The sequence below is a fragment of the Streptococcus sp. HMSC072D03 genome, from assembly GCF_001812855.1.
GTDB classification, from domain to species: Bacteria; Bacillota; Bacilli; order Lactobacillales; family Streptococcaceae; genus Streptococcus; species Streptococcus salivarius_D.
On the sequence record NZ_KV810618.1, the window covers coordinates 20,155 to 37,123 of the forward strand.

Consider the following 16,969-nt stretch of genomic DNA (forward strand, 5'->3'; position numbering starts at 1 on the left):
CGCTCCTTCGGGTTCGGGGGTTCGAATCCCTCTCTCTCCATGTCTAAGAAACTGAATCGGGATAGTCGATATCAAGTACTTAGATGTTTTTTTATAGCATTTTGCTATTGGGGTATAGCCAAGCGGTAAGGCAAGGGACTTTGACTCCCTCATGCGTTGGTTCGAATCCAGCTACCCCAGTAAAAGGTATCGGGTGCATTGGCACCGTCTAAGTTAACCATTGTCTTTGCGGGTACCTTTAAAAATATATTGTTATCAAGGGTCAGAATTGGCTGGCTCTTGTTGGAGGATCTTTTTAGAATGAACGAATTTGAAGAATTGCTAAACAGTGTTAGCGAAGTTAACACAGGTGACGTTGTAACAGCTGAAGTTATCTCAGTAGATAATGATCAAGCAAATGTTGTTATCGAAGGAACTGGTATCGAAGGTGTTTTGACACGTCGTGAATTGACAAACGACCGTGACGCAAACGTTGCAGACCTTGTTAAAGTTGGTGAAACACTTGAAGTGCTTGTTCTTCGTCAAGTTGTTGGTAAAGATACTGATACTGTAACTTACCTTGTATCTAAAAAACGCTTGGAAGCTCGCAAAGCTTGGGATAAACTTGTTGGTCGTGAAGAAGAAGTTGTTACTGTTAAAGGAACACGCGCTGTTAAAGGCGGACTTTCAGTTGAATTTGAAGGTCTTCGTGGATTTATTCCAGCTTCAATGATCGATACTCGTTTTGTTCGTAACACTGAACAATTTGTAGGTCAAGAATTTGACGCTAAAATTAAAGAAGTTGATCCAGCTGAAAACCGTTTCATCCTTTCACGTCGTGAAGTTGTTGAAGCAGAAGCTGCAGAAGCTCGTAAAGAAGTCTTCTCTAAACTTGAAGTTGGTTCAATCGTAACTGGTAAAGTTGCTCGTTTGACAAGCTTCGGTGCTTTCATCGACCTTGGTGGTGTTGACGGACTTGTTCACGTGACTGAATTGTCTCATGAACGTAACGTTTCACCTAAATCAGTTGTATCTGTAGGTGATGAAGTTGAAGTTAAAGTTCTTGCTATCGACGAAGAAGCAGGACGTGTATCACTTTCACTTAAAGCAACAACACCTGGACCATGGGATGGCGTTGAACAAAAACTTGCTGCTGGTGATGTTATCGAAGGTAAAGTTAAACGCTTGACTGACTTCGGTGCTTTCGTTGAAGTATTGCCAGGTATCGATGGACTTGTTCACATCTCACAAATTTCACACAAACGTGTTGAAAATCCAAAAGATGTTCTTTCAGTAGGTCAAGACGTTACTGTTAAAGTTCTTGAAGTAAACGCTGATGCAGAACGTGTATCACTTTCAATCAAAGCTCTTGAAGAACGTCCAGCTAACGCTGAAGGCGAAAACAACGAAAAACGTCAATCACGTCCACGTCGTCCAAAACGTCAAGAAAAACGTGACTACGAACTTCCAGAAACTCAATCTGGATTCTCAATGGCGGATCTTTTCGGAGATATCGAATTGTAAGATAAAAAAAGAGGCATGGAAACATGTCTTTTTTTCTATTTTAGAGTATGCTATAATAGTATACTGTTAGCACCCTTAGTGTAATGGATATCACGTAAGATTCCGGTTCTTGAGATAGGGGTTCGATTCCCTTAGGGTGCAAAAAGAAAAGCGTTGAAAGATTTGTTCTCTCAACGTTTTTTACTCGGTAAGTTTTAGTGAAAGTATTTTATAAAATCTTTTAGCATTGAAAGGGAAAAGACAAGCATACAGAAAAAAGTTATTAGCTTATCCTAAAACCAAAGTAAGCTACTTTATTAGCAATTCCATGGTTGATTTATTGGGGAGGCAGTTTGGCTAATCTTTTGCAATTGATTAAAAAATTTGCTATAATACTCAGTATCTCATATTGGGGTCGTTACGGATTCGACAGGCATTATGAGGCATATTCTGCGACTCGTGTGGCGACGTAAACGCTCAGTTAAATATAACTGCAAAAAATACTAATTCTTACGCTGTAGCAGCCTAAACACCTGCTCGCGTGACTTCTAGCAGATTGCTTATGTTTGTTTAGAGGTTTTATTGATTTATAAGCTACGTTTGACCATTGCCTAGCTGGTTGAAAAGAGATTTATAGGCTCGCAGATAGAAGGCTTGAGTTATGTGTCGTCTATCTGTTAAATGAAAGACATAACCTATGGTTGTAGACGAATATGTTGGCAGGTGTTTGGACGTGGGTTCGACTCCCACCGGCTCCATAAAAACCAGAGGCGTCAGCCTTTTATTTGTATATATAGGAATTTATTATGAAAAAACTTTTGTCTTTGACCGTTTTAGGTCTCTCACTTTTTACTCTAGCTACTTGTGGAAAATCTTCGTCTAAGACAGAGACGAAGGGATCTTTGGATAATGAAGCCTCAAAGATTTTAACCGTTAAGCATGGGAATGTTCGCCAGAACTTTGATAAGATTACCATGGCAAATGCTTCTCAGGAATTTTCAGGAGGCTCAAATCTTGATAGCTTGAAGGGCTGGTTTGGTGAACCCTCATCAACGAGTCAGGAGCAGGCAGGAGATGCTAAGCTTGATGTTTATAATTGGCAGTATGACAATGTTGTTGTTACAGCGAAACTCTTTAACAATAGCACTGTTGTTAAGTCAATTTCAAACTTTTCTTACGTCCGTGATCCTAAAATCACACTGAAGATGTACGAAAATCTCAAAAATGGAACTAGCTATGACGATGCTGTCAAAACTCTTGGTACACCGGATGTTTATTCGATTGCTGTTTCTTCAGATGCAACAATGACACAAGCACTTTGGTCTTCGAACCTTGTCGCTAAGAAGGGTGAAACAGGTAGCCTTACCCTTAACTTTAAAAATGGTGCCTTGGAAAACAAGTCGCAAGCAAATTTGATTAACAAGTAATCACAGTAAAAGATGCCTTTCTAAATCAATGAAGGCATTTTTTTGTTATAATAAAAGGAGCGATTAAAATTATGGAGATGTAATGACTAAAAAAAGACTATTTTTTATAGGGATAGCAGGTTTAATACTGGTATTCTTATGGCCTCTTTTAAATAACTTCATCCCCTTAATCAAGGAATGGACCAACGCTAAGCATGATCAAGCCTTTTTAAGAGAAGTTTTTAAGCAGGCTAATTTCCAAAATGCACTGATCCTTCTTAGTCTCATGATTCTGTCATCGGCTATTCCTAGAGTTTCAAGTTCTATTTTTTGTATTTTTGTTGGGCTACTCTATGGCCCTTTGCTTGCGATTCCGATGAATATTATTGGTAATACTTTTGGGAATTTAACTAGTTTTGAAATTCTGAGAAGACTTGAAAAGCCAGAGAAGTCCAAACGCATGGAGAAACTTCTAAACTATATTGAGAACTTTAAGCATCGCTTTATTGGGATTTCACTGGCCTTCTCTATTCCATTTATACCATCAGCTCTGGTCAATTATGCTTGTGTTCAAATGAATTTACCCACAAGGACGAGGATTTTGGCGACACTTATTGGAGTGACGCCAGTATCGATTGTTTATGCAATTAGTGGAGATTTGTTGCTTAATATCCGTCCAATCCGAATGCCATTAGTGGCAGTACTTGCCATCTTGCTTTTTATCTCACTCGTCATTTACTTTATCCATTTTAGGAAGGAAAAAAATGAGCTTCATTCAAGTAACTAAAGAAGAATTTAACACCTATGAGTTTGTCCTTAGTGTTAGTCCGTTTCAAAGAGAGATTAGAAATTAAGGAGGTAAGTTGATGAAACTTGCATTATTGGGTACAGGAATGATTGTGACAGAGGTTCTTCCTGTGTTAACGACTATTGAGGGCATTGAGCTTGAAGCTATCTTGTCGACACCACGCTCACTTGATAAGGCAGAAGCCCTAGCTAAGCAATATGGTTTGTCTCAGGCGACTAGTGATTATGAGTTAATTTTGTCCAATCCAGAAGTCGATACGATTTATGTGGGAACGCCCAACCATACCCACTATGATTATGCTAAGAAAGCACTTTTGGCCGGCAAGCATGTTATCTGTGAGAAACCCTTCACCTTACATTTGAAAGAGTTTGAAGAGCTAGCTAAGCTTGCTCAAGAAAAAGAGCTTCTCTTGATGGAGGCTATTACCAATCAATATTTGGCTAATTTTACAGCGATTAAGGAAGCCTTGTCTGATATTGGAGATGTTAAGATTGTGAATATCAATTATTCTCAATATTCGTCACGTTATGACGCCTTTAAGCGAGGAGAGATTGCTCCTGCCTTCAACCCTGAAATGGGTGGGGGAGCACTTAGAGATCTTAATATCTATAATATCCATCTCCTGGTTGGCCTTTTTGGAAAGCCTCATCGTGTGGAATATCTACCTAATGTGGAGCGAGGAGTGGATACGTCAGGAATTCTAGTTTTGGACTATGGTCACTTTAAGGCTGTTGCCATTGGAGCTAAAGATTGTAGTGCGGAGATTCGTTCAACTATACAAGGTGATAAGGGCGCTATTACAATTTTTGGTGCAACCAATACTCTTCCTGAGATTGGAGTCACTCTCAATGGTCAGAAAGAGAGAGTCGTCAATCTCAATAGTCCACAACATCGTATGCATGATGAATTTGTGGCTTTTGAAAAGATGGTGGCTACTAAGGATTTTGACAGTGTTGCCAAGCGGTTGGAACATAGTCGTCAGGTTATGGAAGTTCTGGATCAAGCTTCGAAAGCTTTGTAACATACAAAAAAACAAGCAGTGGTATTAGCCATTGCTTGTTTTGTCTTATACAGTTGTTGGGAATGAAATCTCAATCAATTTGTCAGTGTGTACTGTTCTGAGTTTGTCCATCAAAACAATATCCTTGTCGATTTTTCGTTTGAGGAAGAATTCACGGATAACTTCTAATTCATTGTCTTTAACAGCACGGTGTTTATTTGAAATCAAGAGTTCATAATGCTTAGGTGCTTGTGTAAAGACAACATCAGTATTCCCAGCAGAGTAGGTCTCTACGAGAAAGGCATCCGTGTTGTCTAGTTGGTTTTGAACGAGTTCTTGGTGTGTACGGGTCGTATTAATGAGTTTCATAGTTTCCTCCTAGGATTTGTCAGTTGTTGTGTTAGTTTCTTTCCATTGTTCGATTCCCCATTTATGACTGCCACGTTTAAGTTTAGCAATGGCTTCATCAATTGGAAACCAAGCCAGATTATTGAAATCTTCAAGAGGTTTGCCAATTTTTGAAAAATCTACAACTTCATAAATATAGGCTGGATTGTAATAGTAAGTGTCACGGTGGCTTGAATAGAAGTATTCATCGGCCTGGCCATAGTACTGGCCCAAAGTGGCTGTAAACCCAAGTTCTTCAATTAACTCGCGTTCTAATGCGCTATAGTGATCCTCGCCTGCTTCGATCTCTCCACCTGGGAGAAACCAAGCCCCGTTAGGAGCCTGGACTAAAATAATCTTTGTATTTTCTTGGTTAGGAATCACAGCATAAACACCGTAACGTGTTTGATAATGAGTTCCCCCAACCTTGTCACCAAATGTTGGATTCATGAGTTGCTCCTTACGTTTATTTGCCTATATTATACTAAAATTTTGCTCATTTTCCTATTGATTTAGGCAGAATTAGGGATAAATTTGAAAATAGGAAATGAAAAGATAAAGAAACCAAGTCGTTATGACTTGGTTTCTTTATTTAATCAGTTTCTTTTGCTGTCTCATTTTTCTGAGCAGTTTTTTCGGATTTTTTAGCAGACTTAATGGTGATGTGGCCTTTTGAAGTCATGACTGCCTTGAGATCTTTTTCATTTGGGTTTTCAAGGTAGAAGTCAGTAATAGCGTCTTCAATATGGTCCTGGATGGTACGACGTAGTGGTCGAGCCCCCATCTTAGGATCGTAACCGAGGTCAACCAATTTTTCCTTAACCTTCTCAGTTACACTGAGGTGGATACCGTTATTAGCCAAGCGTTGGTTGACATTATCAAGCATGAGGTCCACGATAGTGAGGAGATTTTCCTTGCTAAGGGCAGAGAATTCGATAATACCGTCAAAACGGTTCATGAATTCAGGGCTAAAGAAATCTCCAAGCTGGTTAAGCACAGAATTGGTACGATTTTCACGGGCAGCTCCAAAGCCAACACTAGCTTCAACTTTACCTGTACCAGCATTTGAAGTCATGATGATGATGGTATCCTTGAAACTTACAGTTCGCCCTTGACCATCAGTCAAGCGACCGTCGTCAAGAACTTGGAGGAACATGTGAAGAACGTCTGGGTGAGCTTTTTCAACCTCATCCAGAAGAATGAGTGAATATGGATTACGGCGGACTTTTTCAGTTAACTGACCAGCTTCATCGTAACCGACATATCCTGGAGGGGCACCGACCAATTTGGCAACGGCGTGTTTTTCCATGTATTCTGACATATCGAAACGAATCATACTGTCAGCTGAACCAAAGAGTTCAATAGCCAATTGTTTAGAGAGTTCAGTTTTACCGACTCCTGTAGGACCTACGAAGAGGAAGCTACCAATTGGGCGATTTGGTGCACCCAATCCAACACGATTACGACGGATGGCTTTGGCAATCTTATCAACTGCGGCATCTTGTCCAATAACATGTGATTTAAGATCATCAGCAAGACTAAGAAGTTGTGATTGTTCTTTTTCTTTCAAATCACCGACAGGGATATTGGTTTTTTGTTCCACAATGGCTTCGATATGTTTTTCTGTGATGACAGGCATATCTTGGTCTTTAATGGTTTGTTTTTGCATTTCCTTGTATTTGGCAATTTGATCACGGAAATAGGCAGCTTTTTCAAAGTCTTCGTCACGAGTAGCTTGAGCCTTGAGGTTTTCAGCCTCAATCAAACGTTTGTCGATATCTTTAGGATCAACAAAATTGAGGGTCAAGTTCATCTTCGAACCAGCTTCATCGAGGAGGTCGATGGCCTTGTCTGGCAAGAAGCGGTCTTGAATGTAGCGGTTGGACAATTCTGCAGCTGCAGTAATAGCTTCGTCTGTATATTTGACATGGTGGTAGTCTTGATATTTAGGTTGGATACCACGCAAAATAGTGATGGTTTCCTCAACCGTTGGTTCGTCAACCTTAACTGGTTGCATACGACGCTCTAGGGCAGCATCTTTTTCGATGATGCGGTATTCGTTGAGTGTAGTTGCTCCGACCAGTTGAAGTTCCCCACGAGCAAGGGCAGGTTTTAGGATGTTTCCAGCATCCATATTGCCATCCCCGGCATTACCAGCTCCTACGATTTCATGGATTTCATCAATAAATAGGATAACATCCTGACGTTGACGAATTTCTTCCATGAGTTTTTGCATGCGTTCTTCAAATTGGCCACGGATACCAGTCCCTTGAACCAGGCTGACCACATCAAGACGGATGACTTGTTTGCCTTGGAGTTTCTGTGGCACACTACCATCTACAATTTTTTGAGCTAGACCTTCAACGACAGCAGTCTTACCGACACCGGGTTCACCGATGAGGACGGGATTGTTCTTGGTACGGCGGTTAAGAATTTCGATGACACGAATGATTTCCTCGTCACGACCAATAACAGGATCAATGTCTCCACGACGAGCGATGTCAGTGATGTTAATGCCGAACTCTTCAAGAAGACCTTGTGGCTGTTGAGGAGCTTGTTGGCGTGGTCCTCCTGGACGGCCTGGCCCTTGTGTATTGCCACCGTTTCCTTGGTTACCTCCTTCTTGTGTTGGAGGTGTATTGGGAAGATCGCCGTTAGAAGAACGGAAGTTATTTAGGTCGCTGAAGAAATCGTCGAAGAAGTTGGAACCTCCTGTTTGATTGAATTGATTGAGGGGGTTCTCTGGGTCAGATTTCATGATTTTATAACAATTTTGACAGAGGTCAACTTGTTGCTGATTACCATTGACATTGGTATACAAATGAATACTAGCTTCATTAAGGTTACAGTTTTGACAGAGCATATCAGTACCTCTTTTCTATCTGAATTGGGAAAGACCTTTATTGAAAACAATCTTGGTCAAAAAAGGTCAAATCTATGACTCCATTATAGCATGCGGAAGGTAGATTGCAAGTAAAAAGCATCTAGGTTTGGCACTCTCTTAATAAGAGTGCTAACATTGAATTTTAATTCAAAAACGCTTGTCTAAAATGTATAAATATTATATAATGTTTTTATATTATTCAGAACGAAAGAGAGATACCTATGACACAAGCTAAATCATTTTTGAAAGAAATCGACTTTACCAAGCAGGAACTTGAGGAGTTGATCGGTTTATCTATAAAATTTAAACAGCTAAAGAAGGAAAAAATTCCGCATAAATATTTAGATGGCTTAAATATTGCCTTGATTTTTGAAAAAACATCTACAAGAACTCGCTCAGCTTTTACAGTGGCTGGTCAGGACCTAGGTATGAATGTGACCTACCTTGGTGCTGGAGACATTCAGTTAGGTAAAAAGGAATCTGTTGTTGATACAGCCAAGGTGCTTGGTTCTATGTTTGATGGAATCGAATACCGTGGGTTTAAGCAAGAAGATGTCGAGGATTTGGCTAAGTACTCAGGTGTTCCGGTCTGGAATGGTTTGACGGATACCTGGCATCCAACGCAAATGATTGCGGATTTCATGACTTTGAAGGAGCGTTTTGGTAGTTTGGAAGGCTTGACCATCGCCTATATTGGAGATGGTAGAAATAATATGGCCAACTCACTTTTGGTCACTTCGGCTATTTTAGGCGTTAATGTCAAGATTATTGCCCCAGAGGTGCTGCAACCTGAAGATGAGATTGTAGCTTTAGCTCAGAAACATAATAATGGTGCCGATTTAACCATTACAGATGATATTTCAGAGGTCAAGGGAGTGGATATGCTTTATACGGATGTCTGGGTATCTATGGGTGAAGAAGTAGACTTTAAATCTCGTATTGATTTACTTTTGCCTTATCAGATTAATGCAGACCTACTTGCCAAGACAGCAAATCCAGATGTCATCGTTATGCATTGCCTCCCAGCCTTTCATGATCTCAATACCCAAATTGGGCAAGAAATCTATGACAAATATGGTTTGGCAGAGTTAGAAATCACTGATCAAGTCTTCCAAAAATACAGTGATATCATCTTCCAAGAAGCTGAGAATCGTATGCATTCTATCAAGGCCATTATGTACAATTCCTTGAAAAATATTTAAAATTCCCCCATTTTTCCCATAAGTGTGATAAAATAAGTAAGAAATACACAATTAATAGGAGAAATAACATGGAATCACATTTGGTGAGAATCATTAACCGTCTTGAAATGATGGCGGCTGATGGTGGTAATTTGAAACGTAATTTTGAACGTGAAGGAGTGGTTGTTGCCGAAGTATCATTTAGCAACGATTCTGAAAATGGTCCAGTTTTCACATTGCGTGACGTTGAAGCACGTGAATCTTATTCATTTGATAGCATCGACTTGATTGCAATGGAAATCTACGATTTGCTTTACTAATAAATTATTTTGGAACTTTACAAGGTTCCAAAAATCAGAATGCCTGAAACTCGATAGTTTCAGGCATTTTTATCAGGATGAAAGTATCGGGTGATGCTTGTATGGCTTGCCAAAACAGCAGTATCTCAACTCATTGGCAAATCTTTTGTGAAAATGTCATCTTAGAAAGACATACGGTGTATTGCTTGAGAGTTTTGCTAGCTAGGTCTATAACTTAGTTTTTATACTGAAATATCGCATTTATAAGAAAATACTTTATTATTATACAGTCTTCTGATATAATATTGAAGAATATTAGTAAGGAGTATCTAGATGAATTTTTCATTTCTACCACAGTTTTGGTCTTACTTTAACTATGGTGTCTTAGTAACAATTATGATTTCGGTCTGCGTGGTCTTCTTCGGAACCATCCTTGGGGTTTTGGTATCCTTGGCCAAGCGTTCTGGAATCAAACCTTTGGAGTGGTTGGTAAGCCTTTATGTTTGGGTTTTCCGTGGGACTCCTATGGTTGTACAGATTATGATTGCTTTTAACCTCATCCATATGAATCTTCCAACTGTTCAGTTTGGCATTTTGAACCTTGATTTGTCACGTATCGTTCCAGGTATTATCGTCCTTTCTTTGAACAGTGGTGCTTATATTTCTGAGAGTGTGCGTGCAGGTATCGAGTCTATTCCTAAAGGTCAGGTTGAAGCTGCCTACTCACTTGGTATCCGTCCATGGAACACCATGCGTTATGTGGTCTTGCCTCAAGCTATTAAAAATATCTTGCCTGCCTTGGGTAACGAGTTTGTTACTATTATCAAGGATAGTTCGCTCTTGCAAACCATCGGGGTTATGGAATTGTGGAATGGTGCACAAACTGTTGCAACAACAACATACTTGACCTTGACGCCGCTCTTGTTCGCAGCCTTCTATTATTTGATTGTGACAACGGCTATGACGGCACTCTTGAAACAAATGGAAAAACGACTTGGGGAGGGACGTAAATAATGGCAGAAACAATTATTGAGATTAAAAATCTTCACAAGTATTTTGGTAAGAACGAAGTTCTCAAAGGGATTGATCTAGATATTAAAAAGGGTGAGGTAGTGGTTATCATCGGTCCTTCAGGATCAGGAAAATCTACCTTCCTACGCTCAATGAACTTGCTTGAGAAACCTACAAAAGGTGTTATCTCTTTTGAAGGTGTGGATATTACAGATAAAAATAACGACATTTTCAAAATGCGTGAGAAGATGGGGATGGTTTTCCAACAGTTTAACCTCTTCCCTAATATGACAGTTAAAGAAAATATCACCTTGTCACCAATTAAGACTAAGGGTGTTTCTAAAGCTGATGCAGAAGCAAAGGCTATGGAACTTTTAGAAAAGGTTGGCTTGAAAGATAAGGCAGATGCCTACCCAACAAGTCTATCAGGTGGTCAGCAACAACGTATCGCTATCGCACGTGGTTTGGCTATGGATCCAGACGTTCTCTTATTTGACGAACCAACATCAGCCCTTGACCCAGAAATGGTTGGTGAAGTTCTATCAGTTATGCAGGACCTTGCTAAGTCAGGGATGACAATGGCAATCGTTACCCACGAAATGGGCTTTGCTTATGAAGTGGCAGATCGTGTCATCTTTATGGATGGCGGTGTCATTGTCGAAGAAGGGACACCACAAGAGATCTTCGATAATACTAAGGAAGATCGTACCAAGGATTTCTTGAGTAAGGTTTTGTAAGATATTCATTAAGTATATATACATTGTTTGTGAAGGCTGGAACTTTTCCGGCCTTTTCTTTTTGTGTTCTGCTTTTCTAGAATCATTCTTGTTTAGGATAATATTGCGGAAAAGATGGATAAATATGCTATAATGATGCCGTATCAAAAATAATAAAGTAGGTCAAGAAATATGCTCATATATGATGCGGCCTTAAAAACGCCTTACCGGATTCTTGGCATTAACCTCCCTAAGGATAGTCTTTTGCACTTATCTAACCTAGGGTTGGCTGCCGGTGAAACGATTGAGGTGGTAACTAAGACCAAGAACAGTGCTATTATTATCGTTAAAGGGAGTCGCTTAGCCTTTGATGCGTCGATTCTGGATAAGATTGATTTGGCACCTGCCGAGGAAGATCAGGAGAAGATACCTCTTTCTGAATTACCAGTTGGACGTTCGGCTATCGTTACTGATATTTTTTCAGCCAATGAAACCAAACGACGTCTTATGGATATGGGAATTACAAAGCGTACTCGAGTGTTGTTGCGTAAGGTAGCCCCTTTGGGAGATCCTCTAGAAATTAGTTTGAGAGGGTACGAATTAACCCTACGCAAGTCGGAAGCGCAAATGATTAGTGTGGTCATGCTGGATGAGGGAGAGGAAAAATGACAGAAATTGCATTAATAGGTAATCCTAATAGTGGTAAAACCAGTTTATTTAACCTGATAACAGGAAACAATCAGCGTGTTGGTAACTGGCCAGGTGTTACTGTGGAACGAAAAAGTGGTCTGGTCAAAAAGAATAAGGATTTAGAAATCCAGGATTTACCAGGGATTTACTCAATGTCACCCTATAGCCCTGAAGAAAAGGTGGCGCGTGACTATTTGTTGAGCCAAAGGGCAGACAGCATTTTAAATGTAGTCGATGCAACAAATTTGGAGCGTAACCTTTATCTGACAACGCAGTTGATTGAGACAGGTATTCCAGTCACTTTAGCGCTTAACATGAGTGATGTTTTAGAGGCTCAGGGAAAGCAGATTAATGTTGATAAATTATCTTATCATCTAGGTGTACCAGTAGTAGCCACTAGCGCTCTCAAGCAAACTGGTATTGATCAGGTTGTGAAGAAGGCGGCTCATACGACAACCTCTACAGTTGCTGACATTGCTTTTCCAATTTATGATGATAAATTAGAAGCTGCCATCTCACAAATTTTGGAAGTCTTGGGAAATTCGGTGCCGCAAAGGTCTGCGCGTTTTTACGCCATTAAACTCTTTGAACACGATGCTTTAGTTGAGGCTGAGCTAGACTTGTCCCCCTTCCAACGAAAAGAAATCAAAGACATCATTCGAATCACTGAGGAAGTTTTCACCGAAGATGCGGAGTCAATTGTCATTAATGAGCGTTATGCCTTTATCGAACGAGTTTGTCAGATGGCCCAAAGTCATACAGAAGATTTTGCTCTGACCTTGTCAGATAAGATTGATAGAATTGTTACCAACCGTATTTTGGCCTTGCCAATTTTCGCAGCAGTTATGTATTTGGTTTATTTCTTATCTATTCAGACTGTTGGAACCATGTGGACAGACTGGGCTAACGATGTGCTTTTTGGTAAGTATGTTCCAGATTTGGTAACTTCTGGTCTTGACTATCTTCAAGTTCAGGACTGGCTTAAGTCTTTGATTGTTGATGGGATTGTCGCTGGGATTGGGACAGTGCTAGGATTCCTACCTCAAATCTTTGTGCTCTTTATCTGTTTGGGTGTGCTTGAGGACATTGGATATATGAGTCGTATTGCCTTTGTTATGGACCGTATTTTCCGTCGTTTTGGACTTTCTGGGAAATCCTTTATTCCTATGTTGATTTCTACAGGTTGTGGGGTACCAGCGGTTATGTCTAGTCGAACCATTGAAAATGAAAGGGACCGTCGCATTACCATTATGACGACAACCTTCATGCCTTGTTCGGCCAAGTTAGAAATTATTGCCTTGATTGCTGGAGCTTTCTTCCCTAGTAATTCTTTAGTAGCACCAAGTACCTATTTTATTGGGATGGCTGCTATTATCCTATCAGGTATTGCCCTCAAAAAGACGAGTTTTTTGGGTGGTTTAACCAGTCCGTTTATTATGGAATTGCCTGCCTACCACTGGCCTAAAGCCATGTCGGTCTTGCGTTATGCCTTTGGTAAGGCTATGAGTTTTGTCAAACGTGCGGGAACCATCATTTTCAGTTTGACGGTTCTTATCTGGTTTATGTCTAACTACAACTTTACCCTACATACTGTAGATACGGAAGTTAGCATTTTGGCGACTATAGGGAAGGGCTTGTCTTGGATTTTTGACCCACTCGGATTTGGAAATTGGAAGGCAACAGTTGCGGCTCTCACAGGTTTAGCTGCCAAGGAGACCGTTGTTGCCACCTTTGGTATTCTCTATCATAATAGCAGTGAGGCGGGTCTGGCTGCGGCTCTACGAGGAGATTATTCTTCCTTAGCTGCCTATTCCTTCTTGATTTTTAACTTGCTTTGTGCGCCATGTTTTGCGGCTATTGGAGCTATTAAGCGTGAAATGGCCAATCTGAAATGGACAGTTGGGGCTATCGGTTTCCAAACAGGTCTAGCTTATTGTGTGAGTTTAATCCTTTACCAGTTTGGTCAAGTTATCCTGTACGGCAAGTCAATGACGATTTGGACTTTTGTTGCTTTCTTACTTTTAGTAACGATGATTTACTTTGTTGTTCGTAAACCACGTCAGATTAAGGATCAAATCATTAGCTTGGATAATCTTCAAGAAGCTCATATTTAGGTTTAGGAGGAATTGTTATGTCTACCTTTATCATTGCTTTCATTATTTTTGCTTTAGCTGGTCTTGGCATCCGTCACTATATCAAAGGAAAAGGATCTTGTGGCGATTGCGAGTGTTCTTGTCCGGTTAAGGAAGAAATGCACAAGGCTAATCGCTGATAATATATAGAAAAATGGTCTCTTATTCATTTAAGAGACCATTTTCTTACGATTGTAAGAAATGTATAAAGGTATCTAGGTTGGAAGTGTGATACTATAAGATAGATAAATAATCTAAATTTTTAACAAAAAAGGGAGATGTATAAGGAATGGTTTTGAACAAAGAGATTGTCCTAATTCATGGGACCTGGTGTGATGGCAATGTTTGGGGAGAATTTGCGACAGGTCTACGTCAAATGGGATATAAGGTGCATACACCTAGCTTTCGTTACCATGACCTACCTTATCAAGAGTGCCTAGCTAAGGTTGGGACTGTTACCCTGCAGGACTATCGAGATGATTTAGTGGCTTTGATTGAAAGTCTAGACCAACCACCACTTATTTTGGGACACTCTTTAGGTTGTCTGGTGGCTCAAATGGTTGCTGAAAAGACTGAGGTTGCAGGTATGATTCTCATGGGACCTGCTCCGACAGCAGATATCTACGCCTTTTATCCAACCATGTTAGCTTGTTTTGGCAAACACTTTTTACGCTGGGGATTTTGGAAAAAGGCCATGCCTCCATATAAAAAAGAGTTTTTCAAGTATTGCATGAATGAACAAGAGGAATCTTTGAAAGAGGAAGTTTTTGCTGATCTGGTTCCTGAATCAGGAAAAGTTTATACTCAGATGGCTCTTCATTGGTTTGATAAGACAAAAGCAGCTTACGTTGACTTTAGTCAGATTTCATGTCCTGTTCTCGTCATTTCTGGGACTAAGGATAAGATGACTCATCCTAATATTGCCAGAAGAACGGCTAAGAACTACCGTGATTCCGTTCTCGTTTCCTTAACAGGTGCAGATCACATGTATGAAAGTGGCAAATTCCAGCAGAAGACCTTGAAGGTTATTAAGGGCTGGAGTCAGCAAAATGGTTTTGTGGACTAGTCACGAAGCATAATCAGAAAAAAGTTGGAAGGTGATTCCAGCTTTTTTAGTTTCGTATTTAAGATGTCTTTTTGAAAATTTAGAAAATTTAGTCACAAAGAGCCATCACTATGGTATAATTGAGAAAAAGTATGTATTGGAGAACACCCATGGCGATAATAATGGATGGTAAGGCCCTAGCTGCTAAAATGCAGGATCATTTGCATGAAAAGGTAGAACGCCTTAAAGAAAAGGAATGGATTGTGCCAGGACTAGTGGTAATTATGGTTGGTGACAACCCGGCTAGTCAGGTTTATGTGCGCAACAAGGAACGTGCTGCTAAAAAGGCTGGTTTCCATAGCCAGACAGTCAACCTTTCTGAGAGTATCAGCGAGGAAGAATTGATTGAGGTTATTGAGCAATATAATCAGGATCCGCTATTCCATGGTATTTTGGTTCAGTTGCCATTGCCAAATCATATTAATGAAATGCGTATTCTTTTGGCTATTGATCCTAAAAAAGATGTCGATGGTTTCCATCCTATGAATACTGGTAATCTTTGGAATGGTCGCCGTCAAATGGTGCCTTGTACACCAGCTGGGATTATGGAAATCCTTCGTGAGTACAATGTTGAATTAGAAGGTAAGACAGCGGTTATTATCGGACGCAGTAACATTGTTGGTAAACCTATGGCTCAGCTACTTTTGGAAAAAAATGCTACAGTTACCTTGACCCACTCACGAACACCGCATTTGGCTAAGGTTTGTAGCAAGGCAGATGTCTTGATTGTAGCTATTGGACGTGCAAAATTTGTAACAGAAGACTATGTCAAAGAGGGTGCCGTTGTCATTGATGTGGGAATCAACCGTGATGAAGAAGGCAAACTTTGTGGTGACGTTGATTTCGATCAAGTGAAAGATAAGGTTGGCATGATCACGCCTGTTCCAGGTGGTGTAGGCCCTATGACCATTACCATGCTTATGGAACAGACCTATCAAGCTGCTCTTCGTAGTGCGAAAGGATAGTTTATGAAAGTTGATGACGATTTAGCTAGGCAAGTGATAAAACCTCGCTTGAGAGAGTCTCATAAGGGTTCTTACGGTCGAGTGCTTTTAGTTGGTGGGCTTTACCCTTATGGTGGTGCCATTATTATGGTTGCCATAGCTTGTGTCAATAGTGGGGCAGGTCTGGTCACAGTGGCTACGGATCGTGAAAATATCACAGCCCTTCATGCCCATCTCCCTGAAGCCATGGCTTTTGACCTTAGAGAGACTGAAAGATTTCTTGATAATCTTAGGGCAGCTGATGTGGTATTAATCGGTTCTGGCCTAGGTGAGGATGGTGTAGCTAGTCAAGCTATGGACTTGGTGTTGGCAAATATTAGGGCAGATCAGAACTTGGTTGTTGATGGCTCAGCTCTTAATCTTTTGGCTAAGAAGACTAAGAAGGACTTACCAGATTGTCACCTTACTCTCACTCCACATCAAAAAGAATGGGAACGCTTGTCTGGTTTAAGGATTCCAGAGCAGACAGTCTCTAACACTCAGAAAGCCCTGGGAGAGTTCCAAGCTGAGACAATCCTAGTTGCCAAGAGTCACAAGACGGCTGTCTATCAAGGTGAAACAGTAGCTCATTTAGAAGTTGGAGGGCCCTATCAAGCTACAGGAGGCATGGGAGATACTCTGGCTGGTATGATTACTGGTTTTCTGGCCCAATTCGCTTCAATTGACTCTTATAAAGCAGTTACAGTTGCTGTCTGGCTTCACTCAGCTATCGCAGATGATCTGGCTAAAAATGCCTATGTGGTTTTACCGACTCATATCAGTAAAGCCATTCCTAGCTGGATGAAAAAGTTGTCATTATAATCTAAAAAACATGTCTTATATTGAGGCAAGTTTTTTTTAGATTTCGACATTTTTTTAAGTTTG

The 16,969-nt window shown here is 40.4% G+C and carries 17 protein-coding genes, 2 tRNA genes and 1 other RNA gene; 17 read left to right on the forward strand and 3 right to left on the reverse strand.

All coding sequences use genetic code 11. The features are described from left to right. Window positions 1-108: 108 nt before the first annotated feature. From HMPREF2877_RS01700 to HMPREF2877_RS01730, 7 genes are all read left to right on the forward strand, one after another. Window positions 109-180 (forward strand) — tRNA-Gln (locus tag HMPREF2877_RS01700). A gap of 120 nt (window positions 181-300) precedes the next feature. Next, on the forward strand, window positions 301-1,503 hold the full coding sequence (gene rpsA, locus HMPREF2877_RS01705) for a 30S ribosomal protein S1 (RefSeq protein WP_003094841.1): 1,203 nt from the start codon (window positions 301-303) through the stop codon (window positions 1,501-1,503). A 69-nt stretch (window positions 1,504-1,572) separates the two neighbouring features. After that, a tRNA-Arg gene (locus HMPREF2877_RS01710) sits at window positions 1,573-1,644 on the forward strand. A 249-nt stretch (window positions 1,645-1,893) separates the two neighbouring features. Beyond that, window positions 1,894-2,243, forward strand: a transfer-messenger RNA (tmRNA) gene (gene ssrA, locus HMPREF2877_RS01715). 45 nt (window positions 2,244-2,288) lie between these two features. Continuing rightward, complete coding sequence (locus HMPREF2877_RS01720) at window positions 2,289-2,909, forward strand: DUF3862 domain-containing protein (protein ID WP_070578385.1); 621 nt, start codon at window positions 2,289-2,291, stop codon at window positions 2,907-2,909. 82 nt (window positions 2,910-2,991) lie between these two features. Further along, window positions 2,992-3,675, forward strand: coding sequence for a TVP38/TMEM64 family protein (locus HMPREF2877_RS01725; RefSeq protein WP_070578388.1), 684 nt, complete (start codon window positions 2,992-2,994; stop codon window positions 3,673-3,675). A 79-nt stretch (window positions 3,676-3,754) separates the two neighbouring features. After that, window positions 3,755-4,717, forward strand: a complete 963-nt coding sequence (locus HMPREF2877_RS01730; RefSeq protein ID WP_013990922.1) for a Gfo/Idh/MocA family protein — start codon at window positions 3,755-3,757, stop codon at window positions 4,715-4,717. A 45-nt stretch (window positions 4,718-4,762) separates the two neighbouring features. On the opposite strand, the gene HMPREF2877_RS01735 is transcribed toward HMPREF2877_RS01730, so the two are convergent. From HMPREF2877_RS01735 to HMPREF2877_RS01745, 3 genes are all read right to left on the reverse strand, one after another. Beyond that, window positions 4,763-5,065, reverse strand: coding sequence for a DUF1827 family protein (locus HMPREF2877_RS01735; RefSeq protein WP_002885967.1), 303 nt, complete (start codon window positions 5,063-5,065; stop codon window positions 4,763-4,765). Window positions 5,066-5,074: 9 nt separating this feature from the next. Continuing rightward, window positions 5,075-5,533 (reverse strand): NUDIX hydrolase, encoded by a 459-nt coding sequence (locus HMPREF2877_RS01740; protein ID WP_070578391.1) that lies wholly within the window; start codon window positions 5,531-5,533, stop codon window positions 5,075-5,077. Between the two features lie 142 nt (window positions 5,534-5,675). Then, window positions 5,676-7,946: an ATP-dependent Clp protease ATP-binding subunit gene (locus HMPREF2877_RS01745; protein ID WP_070578394.1), complete on the reverse strand. Its 2,271-nt coding sequence runs from the start codon at window positions 7,944-7,946 to the stop codon at window positions 5,676-5,678. A gap of 242 nt (window positions 7,947-8,188) precedes the next feature. Here HMPREF2877_RS01745 and argF point away from each other — a divergent pair, with 242 nt between their 5' ends. From argF to HMPREF2877_RS01790, 10 genes are all read left to right on the forward strand, one after another. Then, window positions 8,189-9,169 carry an ornithine carbamoyltransferase gene (argF, locus tag HMPREF2877_RS01750; RefSeq protein ID WP_070578398.1) on the forward strand — a complete coding sequence of 327 codons (981 nt, stop codon included), beginning with the start codon at window positions 8,189-8,191 and terminating at the stop codon, window positions 9,167-9,169. Window positions 9,170-9,237: 68 nt separating this feature from the next. After that, window positions 9,238-9,468: a DUF1797 family protein gene (locus HMPREF2877_RS01755; protein WP_070578400.1), complete on the forward strand. Its 231-nt coding sequence runs from the start codon at window positions 9,238-9,240 to the stop codon at window positions 9,466-9,468. A gap of 312 nt (window positions 9,469-9,780) precedes the next feature. Further along, window positions 9,781-10,461 carry an amino acid ABC transporter permease gene (locus HMPREF2877_RS01760; RefSeq protein WP_002886081.1) on the forward strand — a complete coding sequence of 227 codons (681 nt, stop codon included), beginning with the start codon at window positions 9,781-9,783 and terminating at the stop codon, window positions 10,459-10,461. Continuing rightward, window positions 10,461-11,195, forward strand: coding sequence for an amino acid ABC transporter ATP-binding protein (locus HMPREF2877_RS01765; RefSeq protein WP_013990918.1), 735 nt, complete (start codon window positions 10,461-10,463; stop codon window positions 11,193-11,195). The genes HMPREF2877_RS01760 and HMPREF2877_RS01765 overlap by 1 nt, the downstream gene beginning before the upstream one ends. A gap of 171 nt (window positions 11,196-11,366) precedes the next feature. Continuing rightward, window positions 11,367-11,843: a ferrous iron transport protein A gene (locus tag HMPREF2877_RS01770; protein WP_037599232.1), complete on the forward strand. Its 477-nt coding sequence runs from the start codon at window positions 11,367-11,369 to the stop codon at window positions 11,841-11,843. Continuing rightward, complete coding sequence (feoB, locus tag HMPREF2877_RS01775) at window positions 11,840-13,978, forward strand: ferrous iron transport protein B (RefSeq protein WP_070578403.1); 2,139 nt, start codon at window positions 11,840-11,842, stop codon at window positions 13,976-13,978. The genes HMPREF2877_RS01770 and feoB overlap by 4 nt, the downstream gene beginning before the upstream one ends. A gap of 17 nt (window positions 13,979-13,995) precedes the next feature. Next, window positions 13,996-14,136 carry a FeoB-associated Cys-rich membrane protein gene (locus HMPREF2877_RS10510; protein ID WP_002890392.1) on the forward strand — a complete coding sequence of 47 codons (141 nt, stop codon included), beginning with the start codon at window positions 13,996-13,998 and terminating at the stop codon, window positions 14,134-14,136. A 149-nt stretch (window positions 14,137-14,285) separates the two neighbouring features. Further along, window positions 14,286-15,062: an alpha/beta fold hydrolase gene (locus tag HMPREF2877_RS01780; protein WP_013990915.1), complete on the forward strand. Its 777-nt coding sequence runs from the start codon at window positions 14,286-14,288 to the stop codon at window positions 15,060-15,062. 149 nt (window positions 15,063-15,211) lie between these two features. Continuing rightward, the gene (locus HMPREF2877_RS01785; RefSeq protein WP_002889033.1) at window positions 15,212-16,066 is read left to right on the forward strand and encodes a bifunctional methylenetetrahydrofolate dehydrogenase/methenyltetrahydrofolate cyclohydrolase; all 855 of its coding nucleotides are present in this window, start codon (window positions 15,212-15,214) and stop codon (window positions 16,064-16,066) included. Window positions 16,067-16,069: 3 nt separating this feature from the next. Next, window positions 16,070-16,906 (forward strand): NAD(P)H-hydrate dehydratase, encoded by an 837-nt coding sequence (locus HMPREF2877_RS01790; RefSeq protein ID WP_014633407.1) that lies wholly within the window; start codon window positions 16,070-16,072, stop codon window positions 16,904-16,906. Window positions 16,907-16,969 lie beyond the last annotated feature (63 nt).

What these genes read in the sequence shown, in the direction of transcription:
- HMPREF2877_RS10510 (WP_002890392.1), top strand. Translation starts at nt 13,996, where the DNA reads ATGTCTACCTTTATCATTGCTTTCATTATTTTTGCTTTAGCTGGTCTT.
- HMPREF2877_RS01730 (WP_013990922.1), top strand. Translation starts at nt 3,755, where the DNA reads ATGAAACTTGCATTATTGGGTACAGGAATGATTGTGACAGAGGTTCTT.
- HMPREF2877_RS01720 (WP_070578385.1), top strand. Translation starts at nt 2,289, where the DNA reads ATGAAAAAACTTTTGTCTTTGACCGTTTTAGGTCTCTCACTTTTTACT.
- HMPREF2877_RS01740 (WP_070578391.1), bottom strand. Translation starts at nt 5,533, where the DNA reads ATGAATCCAACATTTGGTGACAAGGTTGGGGGAACTCATTATCAAACA.
- HMPREF2877_RS01760 (WP_002886081.1), top strand. Translation starts at nt 9,781, where the DNA reads ATGAATTTTTCATTTCTACCACAGTTTTGGTCTTACTTTAACTATGGT.
- argF (WP_070578398.1), top strand. Translation starts at nt 8,189, where the DNA reads ATGACACAAGCTAAATCATTTTTGAAAGAAATCGACTTTACCAAGCAG.
- HMPREF2877_RS01735 (WP_002885967.1), bottom strand. Translation starts at nt 5,065, where the DNA reads ATGAAACTCATTAATACGACCCGTACACACCAAGAACTCGTTCAAAAC.
- HMPREF2877_RS01780 (WP_013990915.1), top strand. Translation starts at nt 14,286, where the DNA reads ATGGTTTTGAACAAAGAGATTGTCCTAATTCATGGGACCTGGTGTGAT.
- HMPREF2877_RS01770 (WP_037599232.1), top strand. Translation starts at nt 11,367, where the DNA reads ATGCTCATATATGATGCGGCCTTAAAAACGCCTTACCGGATTCTTGGC.
- feoB (WP_070578403.1), top strand. Translation starts at nt 11,840, where the DNA reads ATGACAGAAATTGCATTAATAGGTAATCCTAATAGTGGTAAAACCAGT.
- HMPREF2877_RS01725 (WP_070578388.1), top strand. Translation starts at nt 2,992, where the DNA reads ATGACTAAAAAAAGACTATTTTTTATAGGGATAGCAGGTTTAATACTG.
- HMPREF2877_RS01790 (WP_014633407.1), top strand. Translation starts at nt 16,070, where the DNA reads ATGAAAGTTGATGACGATTTAGCTAGGCAAGTGATAAAACCTCGCTTG.
- HMPREF2877_RS01755 (WP_070578400.1), top strand. Translation starts at nt 9,238, where the DNA reads ATGGAATCACATTTGGTGAGAATCATTAACCGTCTTGAAATGATGGCG.
- HMPREF2877_RS01745 (WP_070578394.1), bottom strand. Translation starts at nt 7,946, where the DNA reads ATGCTCTGTCAAAACTGTAACCTTAATGAAGCTAGTATTCATTTGTAT.
- rpsA (WP_003094841.1), top strand. Translation starts at nt 301, where the DNA reads ATGAACGAATTTGAAGAATTGCTAAACAGTGTTAGCGAAGTTAACACA.
- HMPREF2877_RS01785 (WP_002889033.1), top strand. Translation starts at nt 15,212, where the DNA reads ATGGCGATAATAATGGATGGTAAGGCCCTAGCTGCTAAAATGCAGGAT.
- HMPREF2877_RS01765 (WP_013990918.1), top strand. Translation starts at nt 10,461, where the DNA reads ATGGCAGAAACAATTATTGAGATTAAAAATCTTCACAAGTATTTTGGT.